Here is a 22,553-nt window from a genome sequence, read left to right on the forward strand (position 1 = left end):
GTGGGCGAGTCGGGCTCGGGCAAGTCCGTCACCTCGCTGGCGCTGATGCGGCTGGTCGAGCATGGCGGCGGAAAGATCGTGGGCGGCTCCATCGCGCTGCGCCGCAGCAGCGGGCAGGTGCTGGACATGCGCCGCGCCAGCAACGCCACGCTGCAGTCGGTGCGTGGTGCCGACGTGGCCATGATCTTCCAGGAGCCCATGACCTCGCTGAACCCCGTGTTCACGGCGGGCGAGCAGATCGCGGAGTCCATTCGCTACCACCAGGGCAAGGACCGGGCGGCGGCGCGCGCCGAGGCCCTGCGCATGCTGGAACTGGTGCGCATTCCCGAGGCGCGCAATGTGCTCGACCGGTTTCCGCACCAACTGTCCGGCGGCATGCGCCAGCGCGTGATGATCGCCATGGCGCTGTCGTGCAAGCCCCAGCTGCTGATCGCCGACGAGCCCACCACCGCGCTGGACGTGACCATCCAGGCGCAGATCCTGCAGCTGATCCGCCAGCTGCAGGAAGAGATGCGCATGGGCGTGATCTTCATCACCCACGACATGGGCGTGGTGGCCGAGGTGGCTGACCGCGTGCTGGTCATGTACCGCGGCGACAAGGTGGAAGAGGGCCCTTCCGCCCAGATCTTCGCCGCCCCGCAGCATGCCTACACGCAGGCGCTGCTGTCGGCCGTGCCCAAGCTGGGCGCCATGCAGGGCACCGACCTGCCGCGGCATTTCGAACTGCTGCGACCTTCCGGCGATGCCGCGACGGCGCCGGTCCTGCAATCCACGCCGGTGGATACGCGCCCCGCAGGGGCCCAGCCCATCCTGCGGGTGAAAGACCTGGTGACGCGTTTCGACCTGCGCTCGGGGCTGTTCAACCGCGTCAAGCGCCGCGTGCATGCGGTGGAAAAGGTGAGCTTCGACCTCTATCCGGGCGAGACGCTGGCGCTGGTGGGCGAATCCGGCTGCGGCAAGTCCACCACGGGCCGCTCGCTGCTGCGTCTGGTGGACAGCCAGAGCGGTGCCATCGAGTTCGGCGGGCGCAACATCCTGGACCTGCCCACGAGCGAGGTCCAGGCGCTGCGCCGCGACATCCAGTTCATTTTCCAGGACCCGTTCGCCTCCCTCGATCCGCGCCTGACCGTCGGCTTTTCGATCATGGAGCCGCTGCTGGTGCACAAGGTGGCCAGCGGCCGGCAGGCGCAGGAGCGCGTGGACTGGCTGCTGGAAAAGGTGGGGCTGCCGCGCGACTACGCGCAGCGCTACCCGCACGAGTTCTCGGGCGGCCAGCGCCAGCGCATCGCCATCGCACGGGCGCTGGCCCTCAACCCCAAGGTGGTGGTGGCGGACGAATCCGTGTCGGCACTGGATGTGTCCATCCAGGCGCAGATCGTCAACCTGATGCTGGACCTGCAGCGCGAGCTGGGGGTGGCGTTTCTTTTCATCTCGCACGACATGGCCGTCGTCGAGCGCATCAGCCACCGCGTGGCGGTGATGTTCCTCGGCCAGATCGTGGAGATCGGACCGCGCCGCGCGATCTTCGAGAACCCGCAGCATGCCTATACCAAAAAGCTCATGTCCGCCGTGCCCGTCGCCGACCCGGCGCGCCGGCACCTCCGGCGCACGCTGCTGGAGGGGGACATTCCCAGCCCCATCCGGGCGGTGGGCGACGAGCCCGTGGTGCTGCCGATGGTGCAGGTGGGACCCGGCCATTTCGTGGCGCCGCAAGGGGGGTGATGTTTCCAACTCAAATCGACCTTCAGCGCTTGCCTGACAAGCGAAAGCAGCTATCCATTTTGAAAACCCCTGATCTTTTCCACACCGGAGTTCACCCATGAAGAAAGCTTCCACCCGCCGCATCGCCTTCAGCCTGCTGGCCCTGGCCATGTCCGGCTCCGCGCTGGCCGCCGGCAACGCCGTGCTGGCCATCTACCAGCAGCCCGAGACGCTCGACCCCTACAACACCAACACGACCATCACCACGGCCGTGACCAAGAGTTTCTATGAAGGCCTGTTCGCGTTCGACAAGGACATGAAGGTCAAGAACGTGCTGGCCGAGAGCTACGAAGTGTCGAACGACGGCCTCGTCTATACCTTCAAGCTGCGCTCGGGCGTCAAGTTCCACGACGGCACCGACTTCAACGCCGCCGCGGCCAAGGCCACCCTCGACCGCGTGATGAACCCCGAGAACCGCCTGCTGCGCGCCAACCAGTTCAACCGCGTCGCCAAGGTCGAGGCCGTGAACCCGACCACGCTGCGCATCACGCTCAAGGAGCCCTTCGGTCCCTTCATCAATGCGCTGGCCCACGCCTCGGCCGCGATGATCTCGCCCGCCGCGCTGGCCAAGTGGGGCAGCAAGGACATCGCCTTCCACCCCGTGGGCACCGGCCCGTTCGAGTTCGTCGAATGGAAGCAGACCGAGGCCATCGTGGGCAAGAAGTTCGCGGGCTACTGGAAGAAGGGCTATCCCAAGGTCGATCAGGTCACCTGGAAGCCTGTGATCGAGAACAACACCCGCGCTGCCATGCTGCAGACGGGCGAGGCCGACTTCGCCTTCACGCTGCCCTATGAGCAGATCGCCACGCTCAAGAAGAGCGACAAGGTCACGGTGGTGTCCGCGCCGTCGATCATCCAGCGCTTCCTCACCTTCAACATGCTGCAAAAGCCGTATGACAACCCCAAGGTGCGCGAAGCGATCGGCTACGCCATCAACAAGGAAGCGCTGGCCAAGGTGGCCTTCAACGGCCATGCCTTCCCGGCCCAGGGCTTCGTGCCGCAGGGCGTGGAATACGCGGTGAAGATGCAGCCCATTCCCTACAACGTGGCCAAGGCCAAGGAACTGCTGAAGGAAGCGGGCTACCCCAACGGTTTCGAATCCGTGTTGTGGAGCGGCTACAACAACACCACCAGCCAGAAGGTGATCCAGTTCATTCAGCAGCAGTTGCAGCAGGTCGGCATCAAGGTGTCGGTGCAGGCACTGGAGCCCGGCCAGCGCGCCGAGCAGGTGGATTCATGGCCCGATCCCAAGACCGCCAAGGTGCGCCTGTACTACATCGGCTGGTCTTCCTCCACCGGCGAGGCCGACTGGGCGTTGCGCCCCCTGTTCTCCACGGAGTCGTGGGCGCCGAAGCTGGCGAACTACGCCTTCTATAGCAACCCCGTGGTGGACGAGTCCATCGCCAAGGCGCTGCTGACCACCAACGGCGCCGAGCGCGCGGCGCTCTACAAGACCGCGCAGGAGCAACTCGCCAAGGACCTGCCGCGCATCCCGCTGGTGACGGAGGACGTGCTATACGCCCACGCCAAGCGCCTGTCCGGTGTGCATGTGATGCCCGACGGCAACATCAACAGCGACGAGATCGACCTGAAATAACAGGCCAAGACCGCCCCGCACGCTGATCCGGCGTGCGCGGGGCTGCTCCTGTTTTCATCAAAAAACACATCGCTGCGCCCGCAGCGCCGCACCCATGCTGAACTACTTTCTCAAACGACTGCTGGGACTCTTGCCCACGCTGCTGATCGTGGCTGTGCTGGTGTTCCTGTTCGTCCACATGCTACCCGGCGACCCCGCGCGCCTGGCGGCGGGGCAGGACGCCGACGAGGCCGCCGTCGCGGTAGTGCGCCACGACCTGGGCCTGGACAGGCCGCTGCCCGAGCAGTTCGTGCACTTCTTCACGCGCATGGTTCAGGGCGACTTCGGCAAGTCCATCCGCACCGGCCGCACGGTGGCGGCCGAGATCGGCGAGCGGTTCATGCCCACGCTGGCGCTCACGGTCACCAGCATGGTCTGGGCGGTCATCTTCGGCATGGGCATCGGCATCATCTCGGCCGTGTATCGCAACCAATGGCCCGACCGGCTGGGCATGACGCTGGCGGTATCGGGCATCTCGTTTCCCGCGTTCGCGCTGGGCATGGTGCTGATGCAGGTGTTCTCGGTCAACCTGGGCTGGTTGCCCACGGTGGGTGCGGCAAGCTGGCAGCACTACATCCTGCCCTCCATCACGTTGGGGGCGGCCGTTGCCGCGGTGATGGCGCGCTTCACCCGCGCGTCGTTCGTCGAGGTGGTGCAGGAAGACTTCGTGCGCACGGCGCGCGCCAAGGGGCTCAACGAGCGCCTCGTGATCTTGAAGCATTGCCTGCGCAATGCGCTCATTCCCGTCATCACCATGATGGGGCTGCAGTTCGGCTTCCTGCTGGGCGGCTCCATCGTGGTGGAGGCCGTCTTCAACTGGCCGGGCCTGGGTCGCCTGCTGGTGGATGCCGTGACCATGCGGGACTACCCCGTGATCCAGACGCTGGTGCTGCTGTTCTCGCTGGAGTTCATCCTCATCAATCTCGTGGTGGACATGCTCTACGGCTTCATCAATCCCACCATCCGCTACAAGTGACCACGGCGGCCTGCATCCCATTCCACGAACACGAAGAGACGGTATGACCACGCCCTCCATCCCCACGCCCCCCGATGCCGCGCAACTGGCGGCCGCCTCGGTGGCGCCTGCCGCTGCCAGTTCCGGCGCGGTCCGCACGCCCTGGCGCGAGTTCTGGCGCAAGTTCAAGAAGCAGCGCGTGGCCATGGTGGCGCTGGCTTTCGTGCTGCTGCTGGTGCTGGTGGCCGTGCTGGCACCGGTCCTGGTGCCTTACGACCCCGAAGGCTTTTTCGACTACGAAAGGCTGAACGAACTGCCGTCGGCCGTCCACTGGTTCGGCGTGGACCCGCTGGGGCGCGACATCTTCAGCCGCATCCTGATGGGCGCGCGAATCTCGCTGGCGGCGGGATTCCTGTCGGTGCTCATCGGCTGCCTGATCGGCACGACCCTCGGTCTGCTGGCCGGGTACTACGAGGGATGGTGGGACCGCGTGGTGATGCGCATCTCGGACGTGCTGTTCGCCTTCCCCGGCATCTTGCTGGCGCTCGGCGTGGTAGCCATCCTGGGTAGCAACATGACGAACGTCATCGTGGCCGTGGCGGTGTTCAGCGTGCCGGCCTTCGCGCGGCTGGTGCGCGGCAACACGCTGGTGCTCAAGCAGATGACCTACATCGAATCGGCGCGCAGCATCGGTGCGTCGGACTGGACCATCATCGTGCGGCACATCCTGCCGGGCACGATCTCTTCGATCGTCGTGTACTTCACGATGCGCGTGGGCACCTCGATCATCACGGCGGCCAGCCTGTCGTTCCTGGGCATGGGCGCGCAGCCGCCCACGCCGGAATGGGGCGCCATGCTCAACGAGGCCCGTGCGGACATGGTGAACGCACCGCACGTGGCGCTGTTCCCCAGCCTGGCCATTTTCCTGACCGTGCTCGCCTTCAATTTGCTGGGGGACGGCTTGCGCGATGCCCTCGACCCGAAGATCGACCGGCAGTCATGAGACCGTCTTTGACAGGCATCACGGCGGCATTGGTGCCGCCACGCATCGGCAACCTGCTGGCCGGGCCACTCGATGCCATCACCGACGTGGCGGGCGTGACCGTGGGGCATGCGACGCGCGATGACGGTCCGGTGCAGACCGGCGTCACCGTGATCCATCCGCATGGGCTGGACCCCTATCGCCACAAGGTGCCGGCCGGTGCGTCGGTGATCAATGGCTTCGGCAAGAGCGTGGGCCTGGTGCAGTTGGCGGAATTGGGGCAACTGGAGACGCCCATCGCGTTGACCAACACCTTCTCTGTCGGCGCCATGGCCCAGGCGCAGATCCGCCAATGCATCGAGGCCAATCCGGAGACGGGCAGGGCGCTGCCCACGGTCAATCCGCTGGTGCTGGAGTGCAATGACGGTTTTTTGAACGACATCCAGCGCATGGCCCTGGACGGGGGCGACTACCTGGCGGCGTGCGGCAACGCCGGCGCGCGCGCGGCACAGGGTTCGGTGGGTGCGGGGCGGGGCATGTCGAGTTTCCAGCTGAAAGGCGGCATCGGCACGGCGTCGCGCCGGGTGCCGCTGCGCCAGGGGGGCATCTGCACGGTCGGCGCACTGGTGTTGGCCAACTACGGGCTGCTTCCGAACCTGGTATGGGGCGGCAAGGCCATCGGTGCCGAAGTGGCCACCCTGCTGGACGACAGCGCGCGCGCGCAGTCTGCGGAGACCGAACGCGGCTCCATCATCATGGTGCTTGCCACCGATGCGCCGCTGGATGCCCGCCAACTGAACCGCCTGGCCCTGCGCGCGGGCGCAGGTCTGGCACGCACCGGCTCAGTCTACGGCCATGGCAGCGGCGACATCGCCCTGGCGTTCTCCACGGGCTACACCCTGCCGCATCTGGCGGACCAGCCCATGCCGGCCACGCCGATGCTGCATGAAACCTTGCTGGACGGCCTGTTCCAGGCAGCGGCCGACAGCGTGGAGCAGGCCATCGTCCATGCCCTGTGGCATGCCACGCCCGTCACCGGCCGGGATGGGCACCACCGCCCTGCATTGCGCGGGTTGCTGCCCTGTCTGCCCGCATCGATTTCCTGAAGACCCCTCCATGAAAATTCTCATTTCCGTCGATATCGAAGGCGTCGCGGGCGTCTACCACCCCGAGCAGGTGCGGCCCGGCAATCCCGAATACGAGCGCGCGCGGCGCCTGATGGCGGCCGAGGCCAACGCGGCGATCGCCGGCGCCTTCGATGCCGGGGCCTCCGAGGTCTACGTGAACGATTCGCACGGTGGTTTCCGGAACATGCCGCCGGACCTGCTCGACGAACGCGCGCAGGCCATCCAGGGCAAGCCCCGCTACCTGAGCATGGTGGCGGGCGTGGAACTGGGCATGGACGGCGTGTGCATCATCGGCTATCACTCCCGAGCCCAGGGGCGCGGCATTCTGGCCCACACCATCAACAGCTTCGCCTTCGCGCGCATCGCCTTCAACGGCCAGGAACTGGGCGAGGCGGGGATCTATGGCGCCCTGGCAGGCGCCTATGGGGTGCCGGTGATCATGGGGTCGGGTGACGACGTGTTCATCGCGGAAACCCAGCCGCTGTTTCCCCAGGCCCGGTTCGTGCAAACCAAGCGGGCGACGGGCCAGACGAGCGGCATCAGCCTGTCGCCGGCGCAGTCCTGCGCGGCCATCCGGGCGGGCGTGGCGGCAGCCGTGCAGGATCGCGCTGCCGTACCGCCTTTTCGCATCGAGGGCGAGATTCTGGTGGATGTGCAGGCCCAGACGCCTGCACTGGCCGATCTGTTCTGCCAGTGGCCCACGCTGGAGCGCGTGGCCTCCGACTCCGTGCGGTTTCAGGCCCCCGACACCGAGTCGGCCGTGCGAATGGTCAATTGCCTGTCGGCCATGTCGAGCATGCTGCGATGAACGGCGAACCGCATTTTTTTTGGCGCGCCCGCGAAGGTCGGCATCCTGGCCGGCATGGGGCCGGCGGCTGGTGTGGATTTCGCCCGCCTGTTCCTCAAGGCGTCCGAGCGCTGGCTGCGGGACCATGGCTTGGCGGTTCAGGACCAGGCATACCCCGAGCACTGGATGGCACAGGTCCCGGTGGCGGACCGGTCCCGCGCGCTCAGCGATGCAAACGCACCGCAGCCATTGGACGAAATGGCGCGGGTGCTGCAGCAACTCTCTGCTGTGGGCGCCCGCGCCGTGGCCATCTCGTGCAACACCGCGCACGCCTGGCACGCTGCACTGCAGGAGCGGGTGCCGTCCGTGGACCTGCTGCACATCGCGCGTGAGACTGCCGCCGAATTGCAGCGGCGGGCATCCGCCAAGTGGCGCTGCTGGCCACGCAAGGCACCTACGGCATGGGCTTGTACGACACCGTCATGGCGGCCCATGGCATCGAATGCGTGATTCCCGAGCCATCCGAGCGTGAAGAACTCATGCAGGGCATCTACCAAGGGGTCAAGGCCGGGAACCTGGCGTTGGCGCAGGCATGTTTCACGCGCGTGGGCAGGCAGTTGCGTGGGCGCCATGGCGATGGCATCGCCTTGATCATGGCCTGCACCGAAATCCCGCTGGCCTTGCCCCAGGCCCCGCAAGCGCAAGGCTGGACATTGATCGATCCTTCCGAAATCCTGGCCATGGCGCTGGCCCGCAAGGCCTACGAAGGGCACGTCGGGCACTGATCCGGCAGGGCTTGGCCGTTGCGGCATGCGACGGGGCGCAGAGACTGGCCACAATAGCGCCATGTCCGATGTGCATTCCCCCGAACTCCTCGCGCAAGTGGCCGCGCTGCCGCCGCTGCCGGGTGTCTACCGCTACTTTGATGCGCAAGGCGCCTTGCTCTATGTGGGCAAGGCACGCAACCTCAAGAAGCGCGTCTCCAGCTACTTCACCAAGACCCATGGCGGTACGCGGATCGGCCACATGGTGGGCCGGATCGTCCGGCTGGAAACCACGGTGGTGCGCTCCGAGGCCGAGGCACTGCTGCTGGAAAACAACCTCATCAAGTCGCTGAATCCGAAATACAACATTCTGTTTCGGGACGACAAGAGCTATCCGTATCTCAAGATCACCGGCGTGGCCGGCAAGGACGGCACCGGCGAGGCGCCAAGCCAGCTCTTCCCGCGCATGGCCTACTACCGCGGCGCCATCGACAAGCGGCACCGCTACTTCGGTCCTTACCCGGGGGCCTGGGCGGTCAAGGAAACCATCTTGCTGCTGCAGAAGGTTTTTCGCCTGCGCACCTGCGAAGACACGGTGTTTGCCAACCGCACCCGGCCCTGCCTGTTGTATCAGATCAAGCGCTGTACCGGTCCCTGCGTGGATTTGATCTCGCCCCAGGCCTACGCGAGCGATGTCGCGCATGCGGAAGCCATGCTGCGGGGCGAGACGCAAGAGCTGCTGCGATCGATGGAGGCCCGCATGATGGAGCATTCCGGCCGCCTCGAGTTCGAGCAGGCAGCCGATGTACGCAACCAGATCACCGCGCTGTCGCGCGTGTTGCACCAGCAGGCCATCGAAACCGTGTCCGACAAGGATGTGGACATTCTGGCAGTGAAGGTGCTGGGGGGGCGCGCCTGCGTGAATCTGGCCATGGTGCGGGGAGGTCGGCACCTGGGCGACCGGGCGTACTTTCCCGTGCACGTGGAAGACGCTGCGGCCGTATTCCAGGCAGAGGAGGCCGCGGACGACGCTGGGTCCACGAGTGAGGCCGCTTCCATTGAAGGCGGGCAGGGCGGTGAATTGGCTGGCGCCACGGTGGATGAAGGAAAGTCGGCTCAGTCCATGCGTTCTGCACCGGCGCGTTCCGTCGAGGCGCAGGTGCTGGAGGCCTTCATCGCGCAGCATTACATCGGCGTGCCGGTGCCCCCTGCGCTCATCGTGAGCCACCCGGTCGATCGCGCATTGATCGATGCGCTGTCCCAACAGACCGGCGTGCGGGTGACGGCGGTGCACCAGCCGCGGGAGCAGCGCCGCGCCTGGCTGGACATGGCTCAGAAAAATGCAGACATCCAGCTGGCCCGCCTGCTGGCCGAAGAGGGTTCGCAGCAGGCGCGTACCCGGGCCCTCGCCGAGGCGCTGGACCTGAGCGAAGAGGACCTCGATACCCTCACGATCGAGTGCTTCGACATCTCGCACACGGCGGGCGAGTCCACTCAGGCGTCTTGCGTGGTGTTCCACCATCACAAAATGCAGAGCAGCGAGTATCGGCGCTTCAAGATCGAAGGCATCACGGGCGGAGACGACTATGCAGCCATGCGGCAGGTGCTCATGCGCCGCTACAGCAAGGTCGCGGAAGCGCAGCGCGAGGCCGGGGGCGCGGAGCCCGCGCCAGGCCAAGCCCGGCTGCCCGACCTGGTGCTGGTGGACGGCGGCAAGGGGCAGGTGAGCATGGCGCGCGAGGTGTTCACCGAACTCGGCCTGGACCTCAGTCGCATCGTCGGCGTCGAAAAAGGCGAGGGCCGAAAGGTGGGGCTGGAAGAATTGGTGTTTGCCGATGGGCGTGAAAAGGTCTACCTGGGCCGGGACTCCGCTGCCTTGATGCTGGTCGCTCAGATCCGGGACGAGGCGCACCGCTTCGCGATCACCGGCATGCGGGCGGCGCGGGCCAAGGTGCGTGTGGGCGGGGGGCAACTGGAGGAGATTCCGGGCGTGGGGCCGAAGAAGCGGGCTCGGCTGCTGCAGCGGTTCGGCGGCGTGCGCGGTGTCGCAGCGGCCAGCGTGGAGGACCTGATCACAGTGGAGGGCATTTCGCGCGATCTGGCCGAGGAGATCTATCGCGCGCTGCGTTGACTGGATTGGCCTCGTTCGGCGATGGTGGCCGAACGGGCATGACACAATCGCCGCATGTTCCTGACCATCCCCACCATCATGACCTGGACGCGCATCGTCGCGATACCTTTGATCGTGGGGGTGTTCTATGCGCCACTGGAGCCGACCACGCGCAATCTCATCGCGACGGTGATGTTCGTCATCTTCGCCGCGACGGACTGGCTGGATGGCTATCTGGCGCGCAAGCTCAACCAGACCTCGTCGTTCGGCGCCTTCCTCGACCCGGTGGCAGACAAGTTCCTGGTCTGTGCCTCCTTGCTCGTGCTCGTGCATCTTCAGCGGGCCGATGTCTTCGTTGCGATGATCATCATCGGGCGCGAAATCGCAATCTCGGCACTGCGCGAGTGGATGGCGCAAATCGGCGCGTCGCGCAGCGTGGCTGTGCACATGCTGGGCAAGGTCAAGACCACGGTGCAGATGATCGCGATCCCTTTTCTTCTGTACGACGGACAGCTGTTCGGCGTGGTCGACACGGGCGTCTGGGGCACATGGCTGATCTGGATTGCCGCTGTGCTCACGGTGTGGTCGATGGTGTATTACCTTCAGAAGGCGCTTCCGGAAATTCGGGCGCGGGTCAAGAAGTGACGGTGCATTGCATCGTGGATGGACGGGTGGTGCGAGCACGGGAATTCCGTCCAGCAGATTGTCAATACGGGATGTGCCTATGGGCGCAACGCCACCGAGAAAAAGCCCTTGGAAGCCCCGGCCCGCTTCACAAATGCGTCTAGAATTCGCTGCTACGCTGCCGTAAAACGGCGCACTGTATTGACACCCGGAAAGTCGATGGCTTTAATCTGACACAGCAGAATCTGCCCCAGTGTCAGCCCTTCCCCGCCTGCTTGATGTGCCACTTCGTTGCGGCTCGGTACGGCGCGTGTCGGAGGGCCAGATTTGCAAAAGACATTCCATCCACTCTTTTCCCGAGAGGCTTCTTGTGAATAAAACCGAACTGATTGAGCACATTGCTAACAACGCCGACATCTCCAAGGCTGCAGCAGCGCGAGCGCTGGAGTCCACGATCGAGGCGGTCAAGAAGACCCTGAAGAAGGGCGGTACGGTGTCTCTCGTCGGTTTTGGCACTTTTGCCGTGGGCAAGCGCGCTGCGCGCACCGGCCGTAATCCCCGTACGGGCGATACGATTAAGATCAAGGCTGCTAAAGTCCCGAAGTTCCGTCCAGGCAAGGCATTGAAGGATGCTCTGAACTGATGGTTTATGTTTAAGGTGGGGTGCTTAGCTCAGTTGGTAGAGCGGCGCCCTTACAAGGCGTAGGTCGGCGGTTCGACCCCGTCAGCACCCACCACTGAACAAAAAAGGCGAACGCGAGTTCGCCTTTTCTTTTGTCGCCACTGAAAGATCGCACATGTTCGAATCCATCCGCAAGCACTCCAAGATCGTGATGTTCTTGCTGTTCTTGCTGATCATTCCGTCTTTTGTCCTTGTCGGCATCGACCGCAGCTACTTCTCCAGCAAGAGTCCAGTGGTCGCACGCGTCGATGGCCACGACATCACGCAGGACGAATGGGACAACGCCCATCGCGCTGAAACGGACCGCATTCGCGCGCAATCTCCCACGGTGGATGCCAAGCTGCTCGACACGCCTCAGGCGCGCTATGCGACCTTGGAGCGGATGGTGCGTGATCGTGTTTTGCAGACCGCCGCGCAGAAGATGCACCTCATCGCCAGCGACGCGCAGCTGGCCCGCACTTTGCAGGGCATTCCTGCCATCGCGAATCTCAGGCGCCCGGATGGCACGCTGGATGCGGAGGCCTATCGCGCCATCGTAGGAGCGCAGGGACTGACGCCGGAAGGTTTTGAAGCCAATGTGCGCCGCGACATTTCCGTGAATCAGGTGATGTCGGGTGTGCTGGGTTCGGCCTTCAGCAGCAACGCACAATCTCAACTGGCGCTGGACGCGTTGTATCAGCGGCGCGAAATCCAGATCGCGCGCTTCAATGCCGCCGACTTCGCCACCAAGGTCACGCCTTCGGATGCCGACCTGGAGGCTTATTACACGTCGCATGCAGCGTCGTTCCAGCAGTCCGAGCAGGCCAACATCGAATATGTGGTGCTGGACACGAATGCAGTGCAGTCCAGCATCGTCGTGAACGAAGAAGACCTGCGCACCTATTACAAGCAAAATCTGGAACGCTTGGCTGGCAAGGAAGAGCGCCGCGCCAGCCACATCCTGATCAATGCGAGCAAGGACGCCCCTGCTGCCGATCGTGAAAAAGCCAAGGCACGTGCGACCGAACTGCTGGAGCAGGTTCGCAAGGCCCCTGGCACGTTCGCCGAATTGGCCAAGAAATACTCGCAGGATACTGGCTCCGCAGCCTCTGGCGGAGATCTGGATTTCTTCGCCCGCGGTGCGATGGTCAAACCGTTCGAGGATGCCGCCTTCTCCATGAAGAAGGGCGAGATCAGCAACGTGGTGGAGTCCGACTTCGGCTATCACATCATTTTGTTGACCGACATCAAGGCGCCCAAGCAACCCAGCTTCGAGCAATTGCGCCCCACGCTAGAGACAGAGCTGAAGCAGCAGCAGGCCCAACGCAAGTTTGCGGAAGTGGCCGAAGCGTTCACCAACGGGGTGTACGAACAGGCAGACGGTCTGCAATCCGTCGCAGAGAAGCTCAAGCTCAAGGTGCAGACCGCCAATGGCGTGACGCGCACGCCTGCTGCGGGGGCGCAGGGGCCTTTGGCCAATCAGCGCTTCCTGGAGGCTCTGTTCTCCCCGGATTCGCTGGAGCACAAGCGGAACACCGAAGCCATCGAAACCGGGCCCAGCGCCCTGGTGGCCGGGCGAATCACGTCGTATACGCCTGCGCGTGCATTGCCGCTGCAAGATGTTCGTGCCCGCGTTAAGGATTTGTATGTGGCTGAGAAGTCCGCGGAAATGGCTCGCAAGGAAGGTGAAGCCAAGCTTGCGGCCTGGAAGGCTGCACCTGCATCGGCCACAGGCCTCGCGCCTGCGCTCACCGTCTCTCGGGATCAGCCGCAGAATCTGCCTCGGCCTGTGATCGATGCCGCGCTGCAGTCCAATGTGGATGCTTTGCCTTCATGGACTGGCGTGAGCCTGGGCGCCCAGGGCTACGCTGTGGTGAAGGTCAACCGCTTGGTGCCCCGTCCTGCCCCTGATGAGGCGGCAAACCGCCAACAACATCAGCAGTATGCGCAGGCTGCAGGTTCCGCTGAAGCGTTGGCATATTACGAATTGCTGAAAGACCGCTTCAAGGTGCAGTTCAAGGTACCTCGCCCAGCGGTTGCGCCTGTTCTGGAAAATTGATGGCTTTTTCTCAGAGATCGATTGATTTGTGGGTATAATTTAAGTCTGCGGTGGCTGTAGCTCAGTTGGTAGAGTCCAGGATTGTGATTCCTGTTGTCGTGGGTTCGAGCCCCATCAGCCACCCCACCTACAAAAAGTCCTTGTGAAACAAGGGCTTAGGTCAGTGCAAAGCTGATCGGTGTAGCACCTTGTCTAGCACAAGGTGTAGCACTCCAAAGCATTCGCAAGCTCCTGCATGGAGCTTGCCCAGTGCGAAACACCTACCAGAACCGTCATGGCACCTTCTACATTCGCTTGAAGGTTCCCAAGGCTCTTCTTCCACATGTCACCAAGCCGAAGGTGGTCCAGAGTCTCAAGACAAAGGATCGCCGACAGGCTTACATTCGTTCAATGGAAGCCAGCTTGGCCTTTGAACGATGGGTCCTAGACATGAAGAAAAACTATGGAATTTCTGACAGCAATAGGGAGCTTGTTGTCACTTTGCCCAACGGGGTGAAGATGGAGTTCGACTTGGAGAAGGCTACTGAGAAGGATGCCTATGAATCGTTGATGGGCTCACCAATGGTTCAAAACGCCTCTCCAATCGTTGAGACAGTGAGGGAAGCTACTCCCCTACCTCAAGTGCCAGCTTGGGCCTTGAAGGCACGCCTGGTTGATATTTTTGACTCCTACAAGATCGCCAAGAGCAAAACTTTTTCCCAAGCCACCCAAGACGGCTACTTCCCTCGGATTGAGAAATTCATCAATTTTTGCAGAGCCAAGGGTATTGGCTACATTGAAGAAGTTCGCAAAAGCCATGCGAGTGACTACCGGGAAGAAGTCACCAAGTTGCAGGATAGCCCCTTGACGGTGGATAACTACACCAAGACATTGAAGGGCTTCTTTGACTTTGCCATCAGTGTGGGCAAGTATTCTTTTGAGAACCCCTTTGCCAACATGCACTTGGTCAAGAAGTCAGAGAGGGACAAGCACACTGACTCATGGTTGCCCTACACCAAAGACGAAATTCAACGAATGTTTGTTGAAAACTTTGAAGCCTACTGCAAGAGATTCAAAAAGCCAGACTTGTTCTTTGCTCCGTTGATCTCACTGACAACAGGCATGCGCGTCGATGAGATTGCCCAGCTTTATATCAGTGATATTTATCAAAAAGACGGCATTTGGGTCTTTGATATTAATGACAATGGAAGTGATAAAGAAGTCAAGACTCCTTCGTCTATCCGTTTGATGCCTTTTACAAGCCAGTTGCTCCAAACGAACTTCCTGGACTATTTTCATATGGTCAGGGAAAAGTATGGTGAAACGTCCTTGCTGTTTCCTTACCTGACCAAGACGGCTTCAAACGGCTATGCCAAGAATATTTCCTACAACTGGACTCAATACAAGCAAGAGTTCATTGCTGTAGATCAGTCTCAAAAGGTCTTCCACAGTCTGAGAAAGAATGTTGGGGCTGCAATGGCTGATAAGCTGGTTGACCTTCCACTGAGAAAACGTGTTCTTGGCCACACTCAAAATCAGGATGTCACCCAAACGATTTATGGCAAAGAATATTCTTTGCCAAATATTAGATCACTGCTGGAAAGTCTGGAGTGGAATATTGACTTCTCCAAATTTCAATTCAAATTCAAGAATGCCAATGTGCTTGCTGGGTGGGTCAATTCCAAGGTGATTAAAGCTCGCAAGAAGGCCCTGAAAGATACTCTGATGGAGAAGGCGGCAAGGCAAAGTCGATAGCTTAGATTTTCTTCTTAATCGCACTTGATACAGTGAAAATCATATGAATTTAACTACTGACAAGCCAATCAAGCGGTTCGTTTTTGGACTGCATGAGAATGGACCGGGCCTTGAAGTCATTGCTGTGGTCTTTAATGATGAAAGCAATGAGAAGATTCTCTTGACTGCTGAGAGCTTGAAATGGGTGAGTGATGTCCACAAGAAGACAGGAGCTTCAATCAATAGCTTAAATCGGTTGAGTTTGAGAAATCAAAGGTTGTGGGGCCTCTTGACAGGCTGATTGGATTTCGTATGTTTTTCTCAAAAAGGAGAATGGCATATGAAGTGGTTGAGAAAATTTTTTGCAAAACTGAGATTGTATTTTTTGGAGATTTTTCTTTATGTTTTATATTCTACGTGTTCGCTTAAAGTCAAATAAAGAATTAGAGCAATGCGACCATGCCATTATTGATCCTCCTGATGTTGAGATGTTTGTGGTTCTCAAGAGTGGAAGAAATATAAATGAATATGAGGGTCTATATGGAACAGTGGAGCAAGCAACTGCGGCATGCAAAAAATTTCAGGAATTAGAAGACTTAAAAAAGCAATACACCAATAATTGAGAGAAGCACCTTCGGGTGCTTTTTTCATGGGCCTGCTTTATTTGCAGCGCAAATGAAGTAGGAGGGATCAGAGCTTGTTCTTCTTGCCAGTCATGCCATTGAATCGTTCAGCTTCTTTGAGCTTCCTGATTCGTTCTGCGGCTACTGCTGCACCGATCTGATTTTCAAGCTGTGTGGCTCTTGCTTTCAATGAGGCAACTTTAAATGGATTCTTGGCATTGGCAATTTGGGTCATGAGTTCAGCCAGTTGAGAACGAAGCCCACCAATAGAGCCATCTGAAACGCCTCCTGTGGAGCTAGGAACTGATGGTGAGCCTGCTTTTTCCTCTGGATTTGTCGATAGCTTCTTCATTGGTACTGACTTGGGTTCTGCGCGAGGCATAGAAGGCTGCTGAGGCTGTGCGGCAGGTTGGGCCTGGGTAGGTGCTTCCTTGACCTTCTGCGGCTGTTTTGGCTCTTTGGTAGAGGTGAGCTTCTTGATTATGGCTTTATCGCCATATAAGCGATTTCTGTTGCTTCTGCCAGTCATAGGCTGACTGATCAGCTTCTTGTTGAACTGCCTTCTTGATTCAGTCAATCTCTTGAGGGTATCACTGACCTTCTTAAAGTCAGCATCATTGAATTGCTTTCTGTAGTCCGCACCTTTGGTAAGAAATTCATTCTTCAAACTCTTGAAGTCTGCACCATGCTCATAGACTGGGCCTTTCAAACGAAAAGCCTTCTGTGATCCATGAACTTTCAATGAGATGAACTTGTCATTGACTCTGGTTATTTCTCCAAAATTCTCCAAGTAATCAAAAAGCTGCTGTCTGTTGGTGATCTTGCCTTGCAAGATCTGATAACCAACATTGGAACTAATACTGTCCTTGTCTGGCTTTGTGGCTCTCACTTGTTTAACCAATTCTGAATCTGAATGAGGGAGAACCTTGGTTTCAAATTTTGAAGAGGATGCCTTCAGTGGATTTCTCACAACCTGATCATAACCAAGATTGTGATTAGTCACAGCATCAAAGGCATCCTTGAAATCTTCTTTTGCCTTTCCTACTGGAAAAGGGTTTAACTGCTTGCCAGTAGTTAACTCTGTCAATGGAATGATGTAGTTCAGTTCAACACGACCTTTGTCGGTGTGAATGTTCCAGAAGTCTGTGAAATTTACACCATGCTCAAGACCTGCCATGAACGTTTCGCGGAATGATTTAATAACTGCCATCAGTTGTTGATCGGTTGGATGTTCATTCGGCTCAAATGCCAAAGTGCCAGAAACATACTTGTGTTTTCTGTCTATGCTTTCGCAAGCCACAAGACAATCAGTCTCACTTCCAGTCAAAAATCTAGGCAAAGGTTTTCTTTCCACACCCTTATGATCGTGGGAGCCTTTGAGATAGTTAATCGCTTCTTGAACTGAATTCGTGCGATGACCTTGAACAACATTGATCACAAAATCGCACCTTAAATTTTCTTCTTTGGAGAAAATTTGTCCTTGATTTCTTGAATGGCAAGCAGTGTATTTTTGAGATCATCGACAAGCAACTTGGTTTCTTGTTTGGTGAAATCTGTCTTTGAACTCAACTGCTTGGCGATCTGATTTAGGTTTTTTCCTTGCTTGTTTAGCTCTGCAAGATACTTGGCTGCAAGGATGCGATCCTGCTGTTTCTCTTCAAAGTAGAAGTCAATCTTCTGTTCATTTCCTTTGAAGATGGTGTTGCGAACATATGCAGCCATTGAATTGAATTGGGTTTTATTCCAAGACTCTTTCAATGCAATGAACTCAACTGGAGACAAACGAATGTCTAGTGAGTGAGTGCGTTTGTATAAATGATCATCGCCATTTCCATGTCTTCCTGGATGAAGTTTTGGTTCTAATTCTTTGCTCATGTGCTTTCCTTTTTTTATTGTTGTTCTAAGCATTCTCAGGGTCTTAGGGTGGAACCCTAACAAGAGATAAACCACGTTGGTTAAGCCCGTAAGGGGTTAAGCGGCGGTATGGTTTATTTGTCTTGCTGTTTATATTCTTAATTTTAGCAAAGCAAAATTAGATGTCGACGATCCAGGGAGAAACTCGATAGCTGATATTTTCGGAATCGGTCTTGTTTTATCAATCAAATTTCATATGGTTGATAAAAACAGGAGGATCTTTATGAAGGGGTGTGTGAAGAAAACTGCTTTCTTACGACAAGAAGATGTTCAATGGATTGATGACTTCTTGATCACTGCGGGGCAGTCAGATAATTTCGGAATGGTGGTTAGAAATGCAGTGAGTGAATACGTGCAGAAGAAAAAACATGCTCGTGCTGCTGCATACTTCAAGTTCATTGGTGAAGAAAACTGCAAGGCTCTTGAAGCATATGCCATTGAAAATGGAACTGATTTGGAACAGGTGATCAAGGAAGCATTGATCCAAAAATCAAAGTATGTTTCTAAGTTGACTGGTGGTGGCTCGAATGGACGTTGAATTTTTCTACGACAAAGATAAGCTAACCACTCAAGATGAATTGCTGGTGTCATTGGCAGACTTGAGGGATGTGATTCAAGCCTTCACTATTCCAGATGAAGTCCAAAGGCTTCAAGAGCTTCAATTGATCCTTGAATCAATCGTGAGAAAGAACAAGCTGCCTTGTAGCTCTTTGGGTGTTAAGTGACTTTAGTTATTGACACACAACGACTGGTTTGAAGCATGCATTAGGAAAACCACCTGCATTGATAGACCATGCATTGAGAGACGGAACTGGCTCTGAAACATCTGGAGCATTTCCTCCGTTGATGTAAGAGACTATTCTGTAACCACCACCAACTACACTAAATTGACTAGGGCAGTATGCTAGGCTTATTCGGTTTACCCCTGCATTGGTTGTGCCGCAAACAATAGGTCCTTCAAAAGAGTATGAGTTTTTCTTTGTATTTATCACATCTTGACTACGATATATATTTGATTTTGGAATTTTCGTTGCAAAATATCCTGCATTGGCTCCAATATTAGTTGAATCCTGCCCCATCTGCTGATTGTCAAATCTTTGAGCTTGCGAGTCGCAGCATATGGCTAATAATATGAGTGTGATTTTTATCCTCATGACATCTCCCTTTTTATTGATAATAGAAAAAGTTTTAGCCATGTCAAATCGTGGATGAAAATCTGATTTTTATCGCCTTGGCTGTCGCCGGTCCCCGGACCTCACGCGGTAGAAAGAACGTCGGAGCGTTCTCACTGACGTGATCTACTTGCTTGATTAGAAGTTTTCATTTGCTAGAATTAATATATGGATGGCTGCAACCTACAGCGATCAACTTAACAGCAACTCAAATTTAGTGATGAGCACTCAATCAACGCAGTCAGCCAAAATTTATAGCGATTTGAATTTAATTTCAGCGATCAACTAGATAAATAAAAAAGCTCCACATGGGAGCCTGTTTCTTTGCTTGCCAAATAGGTCAAGCTTTTCGTGCTGTTGGAAGATTTCTGAGAAAAATTACCAATGCGAAGAATGCACTTGATGTACTGATTACAGTCAGAATCAATTCCTGATCTGAAAGTGCTGGCACAAACACACTGCGTAGCAGTCCTGGAAGGTTGATGAGCAGTATTGCGATGGAAGTTCTTAGCTTAAGACCACGTAGGCCGTGCTGGTGTAAAACGCTCGCATAAAGCTCTGTGAATAAGTGCTTGAATATGGCAATGTAAACCTGATAGGCAATTAGTCCACCAATGGTGCCAAAAATAATGACGAAGACTGTCTTTGAATCCATGTAAATTTCCCCTGTTAATTATTTAAAATCTACAAAAGCAAGAGAATAAGTCAACCGGATCATTGACAATTGATTGAAAGTTGCTAGATTTATTTGTGCATACCTCTCCCTTTTTATTCTTATTGGCATAGTGGTGTGTAAGTCAAAGAGGCAGGCCGTTCGGCTTGCCTTTTTTATTTGCTTTGTTAATCTAGATGAATAACAAGAATAAAAGGAGAGGTTATGATAAAAATAATAATTTCGCTACTTGGAGCTTTGCTCGGTAGCTCTGCTTATGCAGACGGTCCATTTGCGCCAGTTGCCGATGATGTGAGTGTGAAAGTCATCAATCAGATTTTTGGCAGCTTGGTCAATGGAGGCAACGACGCCTTCGGATCAGCAATATCTACATTCAATAGTGCGATCATGATAATTGGCGGAATTCTTGCCACCTATACCATTTTGGCTGGAACCATTGGAACTGCTCACGATGGGGAAATGCTTGGTAAGAAATTTTCCTCTGTCTGGATACCGATTCGCTACTCAATATCCACTGCTTTAGTTCTTCCTGTACTCACTGGAGGATATTGCATCATGCAGCAGATAGTCATTTGGCTGTCAATGCAAGGGATTGGTCTAGCTGATTCAGTGTGGGACTCATACATGAAGACACCTGGTGTGGCTGCGAACATGAGTATCAGCAAAAACACAGAGGACAAGGTTAGAGCACTTGCTGAAAATATCTTCATGGCTCAAGTCTGTGTGGAGGCCAATAAATATGCCGTAGAACATTCAGACAGCATATTGACTATTGCGAGTAGATATGACTACAGCATGGCCTACGATTCCACAAAAAGAACCTATAACTTTGGCGACCAGAAAGGAGTCATTTCTACATGGTCTAAAAACGATTGTGGTGAGGTGAGTTTTGGAGAGAAAATTCCTAACTCCACTGTCGCTTCTGGTCCTTCTACTTCAAATGTTGGATATTTGGGAGCATTGGATAACCTATTCACTCCAACTGATGTCCAGCCGATTAACCAAGCTCATGAAGATGCAACTAAGGCATTGGTAACTGCTGCTCAAGTCGCTGCTAAAACAGTGGTAGACGCTGCTGGCGATATAGACGCAGCTACAGCCGCTACCTATTACAAAGGAGTAGAAACTGCCACTACAGCTTACTTGGCTGCTATCAAAGCAGCAGCGCAAGGAGTAGCCCTTTCTCCACGCGACACTACAAAGACGGCCCATCAATATGGCTGGTTCATGGCTGGTGCTTACTTCATGAATACAGTGGTGACAAACAACAAGATCACCAATGCCATTGCGGCTGTGCCTGACAGCAAATTTGCCAAATCAACCTTTAATGACCAGGCTGAGGCTATTCAAGCAGGTGGCCTAAAGGTCTTGGCGGCTGGCAATCCTATCTATGGATCTGCGGCAAATGCAATCAACGCAAAAAAGCAGAATGAGTCTTCAAAACAAACTGCGGAATTAGATATGAGTGGAAGAGTTCTCAATGCGATTACTCGCGGTTTAACTTCTATTGACTTCTACAATTTAAAGAATGATTCAAGACACCCAGTTATCGTGATCAACGAAATGGGCAGCAGACTTCAAGCCTATTGGACTGGCATGATTGTTCTTCTAATCGGAGTCACTGTAGCTGGTGGTGCTGCTTCTTTGCTTGCTTCTGGCATAGCCAGCACCATAACCAATGTTCTAGTGATCATTGTCGGGTTCTTAGGTTTGCCTATCATGGCCTTGGCTGCAACCTCCTTCACCGCTAGTTATCTCATTCCAATGTTGCCATTCATGATGTGGCTTGGAATTCTTGGCGGGTGGTTGATAGCTCTTGTGATTGCAGTCATAGCAGCACCTCTATGGGCCGTCATGCACCTTCATCCCAATGGTGACGACTTAACAGGTAGAGGCGGCAATGGCTACATGATGGTTCTTGGTCTTCTTCTAAGACCTGTGTTGGCAGTCTTTGGCTTCATTGCTGCAATAACTATTTCTTCAGTCATGGGGGAGTTCATCAACAAAGTCTTCTTCCAAGTCTTCTCATTCAGTCAAGGTGATGGCAAAGGTCTTGGTTTCTTTATCGGAGTGATTGCAGGCACAGCTATCTATGTCTCCATCATGTTTTCATTTATCAAGAAAACATTCAGCTTGATGCATGTTATTCCTGATGAATTAATGAGATGGATTGGTGGCGGTGGTGATCAGCTTGGTCACTATGCTGGAAAAATGGGTGAAGGCTCACAAGGTGCGGTTGGTGCAGTCGCTGCCTTCACTGCTGGCCGTGGTCTTGGTCAAGGATTGAATAACACTGGCAGACAGCTTCAAGATGCAGGCAAGCAGTTCAAGGCTGATAAAAAGAACCAAGACAATGAATTGAAAGGCAAGAAGTTTCAAAGTCTGAAAAATGAAAAGGAATTTGGTGAGCTTAATAGTAAGATAGATTCAAAGTTTGGCGCTGGTGCTGGAGAGAGAATAACTGGTGCAATGGGCATAACTTCTGAAAATCTTGATTCGTTTGAAAATCAAGAAAAGATATTTGGTCTCAATAATGCCATGAGCACTTTGGAACCTTATGGCCCTGAAGCTAGTGAAGCCTTTATTGAGGCTATGGAGAAAAGTGCAGCAGAAGGTCATAGTCACTTCACATCACTTAAAGAAGCGGCTTCTTTCCATTCTCAAAACATTGCTTCTAATGTGATCCGTCTTCAAGCCAACTCTCAGTTTGGCGAAGGTGGTGCAAGTTACATTCAGGCTGTAGCAGGTAGCGCAGATGATCCAAACTTGTTGGATTTAGGGAAAGCAAGCAAGGCCATATCTGATCTTGGAAAAGCTCAATCTACTTTGGGAGCGAGTTTTCAAGCTGTATTCAGTGAGGCTCTAGAAAAATATCCTGACAATGCTGCAAGAATGTCTTCACACATAGCTGGTGAATACAATAAAGTGAAGAAAGAGCAAAAGGATGCCGAAGCACCACAAATCTCTGAAGGAGATAAAGAGAACTAAAAAA

Annotated in this window: 19 protein-coding genes, 2 tRNA genes and 1 pseudogene; 18 read left to right on the forward strand and 4 right to left on the reverse strand. The window is 55.9% G+C overall.

All coding sequences use genetic code 11. From position 1 onward, the window contains the following. From AC27KI_RS03615 to AC27KI_RS03685, 15 genes and pseudogenes are all read left to right on the forward strand, one after another. Nucleotides 1-1,722, forward strand: a 1,722-nt coding sequence (locus AC27KI_RS03615; protein ID WP_487112624.1) for a dipeptide ABC transporter ATP-binding protein, incomplete at its 5' end; no start/stop codon positions are given. A 97-nt stretch (nt 1,723-1,819) separates the two neighbouring features. Continuing rightward, the gene (gsiB, locus tag AC27KI_RS03620; RefSeq protein WP_284430751.1) at nt 1,820-3,358 is read left to right on the forward strand and encodes a glutathione ABC transporter substrate-binding protein GsiB; all 1,539 of its coding nucleotides are present in this window, start codon (nt 1,820-1,822) and stop codon (nt 3,356-3,358) included. 94 nt (nt 3,359-3,452) lie between these two features. After that, complete coding sequence (gsiC, locus tag AC27KI_RS03625; RefSeq protein ID WP_284412092.1) at nt 3,453-4,373, forward strand: glutathione ABC transporter permease GsiC; 921 nt, start codon at nt 3,453-3,455, stop codon at nt 4,371-4,373. A 43-nt stretch (nt 4,374-4,416) separates the two neighbouring features. After that, nucleotides 4,417-5,355: a glutathione ABC transporter permease GsiD gene (gsiD, locus tag AC27KI_RS03630; RefSeq protein ID WP_272568665.1), complete on the forward strand. Its 939-nt coding sequence runs from the start codon at nt 4,417-4,419 to the stop codon at nt 5,353-5,355. Next, nucleotides 5,352-6,440 carry a P1 family peptidase gene (locus tag AC27KI_RS03635; protein ID WP_487112627.1) on the forward strand — a complete coding sequence of 363 codons (1,089 nt, stop codon included), beginning with the start codon at nt 5,352-5,354 and terminating at the stop codon, nt 6,438-6,440. The genes gsiD and AC27KI_RS03635 overlap by 4 nt, the downstream gene beginning before the upstream one ends. A gap of 10 nt (nt 6,441-6,450) precedes the next feature. Beyond that, complete coding sequence (locus AC27KI_RS03640) at nt 6,451-7,269, forward strand: M55 family metallopeptidase (RefSeq protein WP_487088600.1); 819 nt, start codon at nt 6,451-6,453, stop codon at nt 7,267-7,269. Nucleotides 7,270-7,323: 54 nt separating this feature from the next. Further along, nucleotides 7,324-8,033 (forward strand): annotated as a pseudogene (locus AC27KI_RS03645) (aspartate/glutamate racemase family protein). A 61-nt stretch (nt 8,034-8,094) separates the two neighbouring features. Continuing rightward, entirely contained in the window at nt 8,095-10,143 is a 2,049-nt protein-coding gene (gene uvrC, locus AC27KI_RS03650; RefSeq protein WP_487088602.1) for an excinuclease ABC subunit UvrC, read from the forward strand. Nucleotides 10,144-10,197: 54 nt separating this feature from the next. Further along, complete coding sequence (gene pgsA, locus AC27KI_RS03655; protein WP_272568672.1) at nt 10,198-10,767, forward strand: CDP-diacylglycerol--glycerol-3-phosphate 3-phosphatidyltransferase; 570 nt, start codon at nt 10,198-10,200, stop codon at nt 10,765-10,767. Between the two features lie 349 nt (nt 10,768-11,116). After that, nucleotides 11,117-11,389 carry an HU family DNA-binding protein gene (locus AC27KI_RS03660; RefSeq protein WP_007858657.1) on the forward strand — a complete coding sequence of 91 codons (273 nt, stop codon included), beginning with the start codon at nt 11,117-11,119 and terminating at the stop codon, nt 11,387-11,389. An 18-nt stretch (nt 11,390-11,407) separates the two neighbouring features. Then, nucleotides 11,408-11,483 (forward strand) — tRNA-Val (locus AC27KI_RS03665). Between the two features lie 60 nt (nt 11,484-11,543). Further along, nucleotides 11,544-13,466: a SurA N-terminal domain-containing protein gene (locus tag AC27KI_RS03670; protein ID WP_487088605.1), complete on the forward strand. Its 1,923-nt coding sequence runs from the start codon at nt 11,544-11,546 to the stop codon at nt 13,464-13,466. A 50-nt stretch (nt 13,467-13,516) separates the two neighbouring features. After that, nucleotides 13,517-13,592: transfer RNA gene (locus tag AC27KI_RS03675), tRNA-His, on the forward strand. 123 nt (nt 13,593-13,715) lie between these two features. Next, nucleotides 13,716-15,200 (forward strand): DUF6538 domain-containing protein, encoded by a 1,485-nt coding sequence (locus AC27KI_RS03680; RefSeq protein WP_487112629.1) that lies wholly within the window; start codon nt 13,716-13,718, stop codon nt 15,198-15,200. 380 nt (nt 15,201-15,580) lie between these two features. Then, nucleotides 15,581-15,802: a hypothetical protein gene (locus tag AC27KI_RS03685; RefSeq protein WP_487112631.1), complete on the forward strand. Its 222-nt coding sequence runs from the start codon at nt 15,581-15,583 to the stop codon at nt 15,800-15,802. Nucleotides 15,803-15,869: 67 nt separating this feature from the next. Here the strand turns inward: AC27KI_RS03685 and AC27KI_RS03690 are convergent, their stop codons facing one another. Together AC27KI_RS03690 and AC27KI_RS03695 are read right to left on the reverse strand one after the other, a co-directional pair. Next, nucleotides 15,870-17,240: a relaxase family protein gene (locus AC27KI_RS03690; protein ID WP_487112633.1), complete on the reverse strand. Its 1,371-nt coding sequence runs from the start codon at nt 17,238-17,240 to the stop codon at nt 15,870-15,872. 11 nt (nt 17,241-17,251) lie between these two features. Continuing rightward, complete coding sequence (locus tag AC27KI_RS03695) at nt 17,252-17,677, reverse strand: plasmid mobilization protein (protein ID WP_487112635.1); 426 nt, start codon at nt 17,675-17,677, stop codon at nt 17,252-17,254. Nucleotides 17,678-17,951: 274 nt separating this feature from the next. On the opposite strand from AC27KI_RS03695, the gene AC27KI_RS03700 reads away from it, so the two are divergent. Next, on the forward strand, nt 17,952-18,254 hold the full coding sequence (locus tag AC27KI_RS03700; RefSeq protein ID WP_487112637.1) for a hypothetical protein: 303 nt from the start codon (nt 17,952-17,954) through the stop codon (nt 18,252-18,254). After that, nucleotides 18,244-18,441, forward strand: a complete 198-nt coding sequence (locus tag AC27KI_RS03705; protein ID WP_487112639.1) for a hypothetical protein — start codon at nt 18,244-18,246, stop codon at nt 18,439-18,441. The genes AC27KI_RS03700 and AC27KI_RS03705 overlap by 11 nt, the downstream gene beginning before the upstream one ends. Before the next feature lie 6 nt (nt 18,442-18,447). Here AC27KI_RS03705 and AC27KI_RS03710 read toward each other — a convergent pair whose 3' ends face one another. Both AC27KI_RS03710 and AC27KI_RS03715 read right to left on the reverse strand, forming a co-directional pair. Further along, nucleotides 18,448-18,912, reverse strand: a complete 465-nt coding sequence (locus tag AC27KI_RS03710; RefSeq protein WP_487112641.1) for a hypothetical protein — start codon at nt 18,910-18,912, stop codon at nt 18,448-18,450. A 316-nt stretch (nt 18,913-19,228) separates the two neighbouring features. Further along, nucleotides 19,229-19,543, reverse strand: a complete 315-nt coding sequence (locus AC27KI_RS03715; RefSeq protein ID WP_487112643.1) for a hypothetical protein — start codon at nt 19,541-19,543, stop codon at nt 19,229-19,231. Nucleotides 19,544-19,765: 222 nt separating this feature from the next. On the opposite strand from AC27KI_RS03715, the gene AC27KI_RS03720 reads away from it, so the two are divergent. Further along, nucleotides 19,766-22,549, forward strand: a complete 2,784-nt coding sequence (locus AC27KI_RS03720; protein WP_487112645.1) for a DotA/TraY family protein — start codon at nt 19,766-19,768, stop codon at nt 22,547-22,549. Nucleotides 22,550-22,553 lie beyond the last annotated feature (4 nt).

It is taken from the genome of Acidovorax sp. KPB24-03, from assembly GCF_057546605.1.

Coding starts and splice junctions, on each gene's coding strand:
- AC27KI_RS03695 (WP_487112635.1), bottom strand. CDS start 17,677: ATGAGCAAAGAATTAGAACCAAAACTTCATCCAGGAAGACATGGAAAT.
- AC27KI_RS03720 (WP_487112645.1), top strand. CDS start 19,766: ATGATAAAAATAATAATTTCGCTACTTGGAGCTTTGCTCGGTAGCTCT.
- AC27KI_RS03710 (WP_487112641.1), bottom strand. CDS start 18,912: ATGGCTAAAACTTTTTCTATTATCAATAAAAAGGGAGATGTCATGAGG.
- AC27KI_RS03705 (WP_487112639.1), top strand. CDS start 18,244: ATGGACGTTGAATTTTTCTACGACAAAGATAAGCTAACCACTCAAGAT.
- gsiC (WP_284412092.1), top strand. CDS start 3,453: ATGCTGAACTACTTTCTCAAACGACTGCTGGGACTCTTGCCCACGCTG.
- pgsA (WP_272568672.1), top strand. CDS start 10,198: ATGTTCCTGACCATCCCCACCATCATGACCTGGACGCGCATCGTCGCG.
- AC27KI_RS03670 (WP_487088605.1), top strand. CDS start 11,544: ATGTTCGAATCCATCCGCAAGCACTCCAAGATCGTGATGTTCTTGCTG.
- AC27KI_RS03715 (WP_487112643.1), bottom strand. CDS start 19,543: ATGGATTCAAAGACAGTCTTCGTCATTATTTTTGGCACCATTGGTGGA.
- uvrC (WP_487088602.1), top strand. CDS start 8,095: ATGTCCGATGTGCATTCCCCCGAACTCCTCGCGCAAGTGGCCGCGCTG.
- gsiD (WP_272568665.1), top strand. CDS start 4,417: ATGACCACGCCCTCCATCCCCACGCCCCCCGATGCCGCGCAACTGGCG.
- AC27KI_RS03635 (WP_487112627.1), top strand. CDS start 5,352: ATGAGACCGTCTTTGACAGGCATCACGGCGGCATTGGTGCCGCCACGC.
- gsiB (WP_284430751.1), top strand. CDS start 1,820: ATGAAGAAAGCTTCCACCCGCCGCATCGCCTTCAGCCTGCTGGCCCTG.
- AC27KI_RS03640 (WP_487088600.1), top strand. CDS start 6,451: ATGAAAATTCTCATTTCCGTCGATATCGAAGGCGTCGCGGGCGTCTAC.
- AC27KI_RS03685 (WP_487112631.1), top strand. CDS start 15,581: ATGTTTTATATTCTACGTGTTCGCTTAAAGTCAAATAAAGAATTAGAG.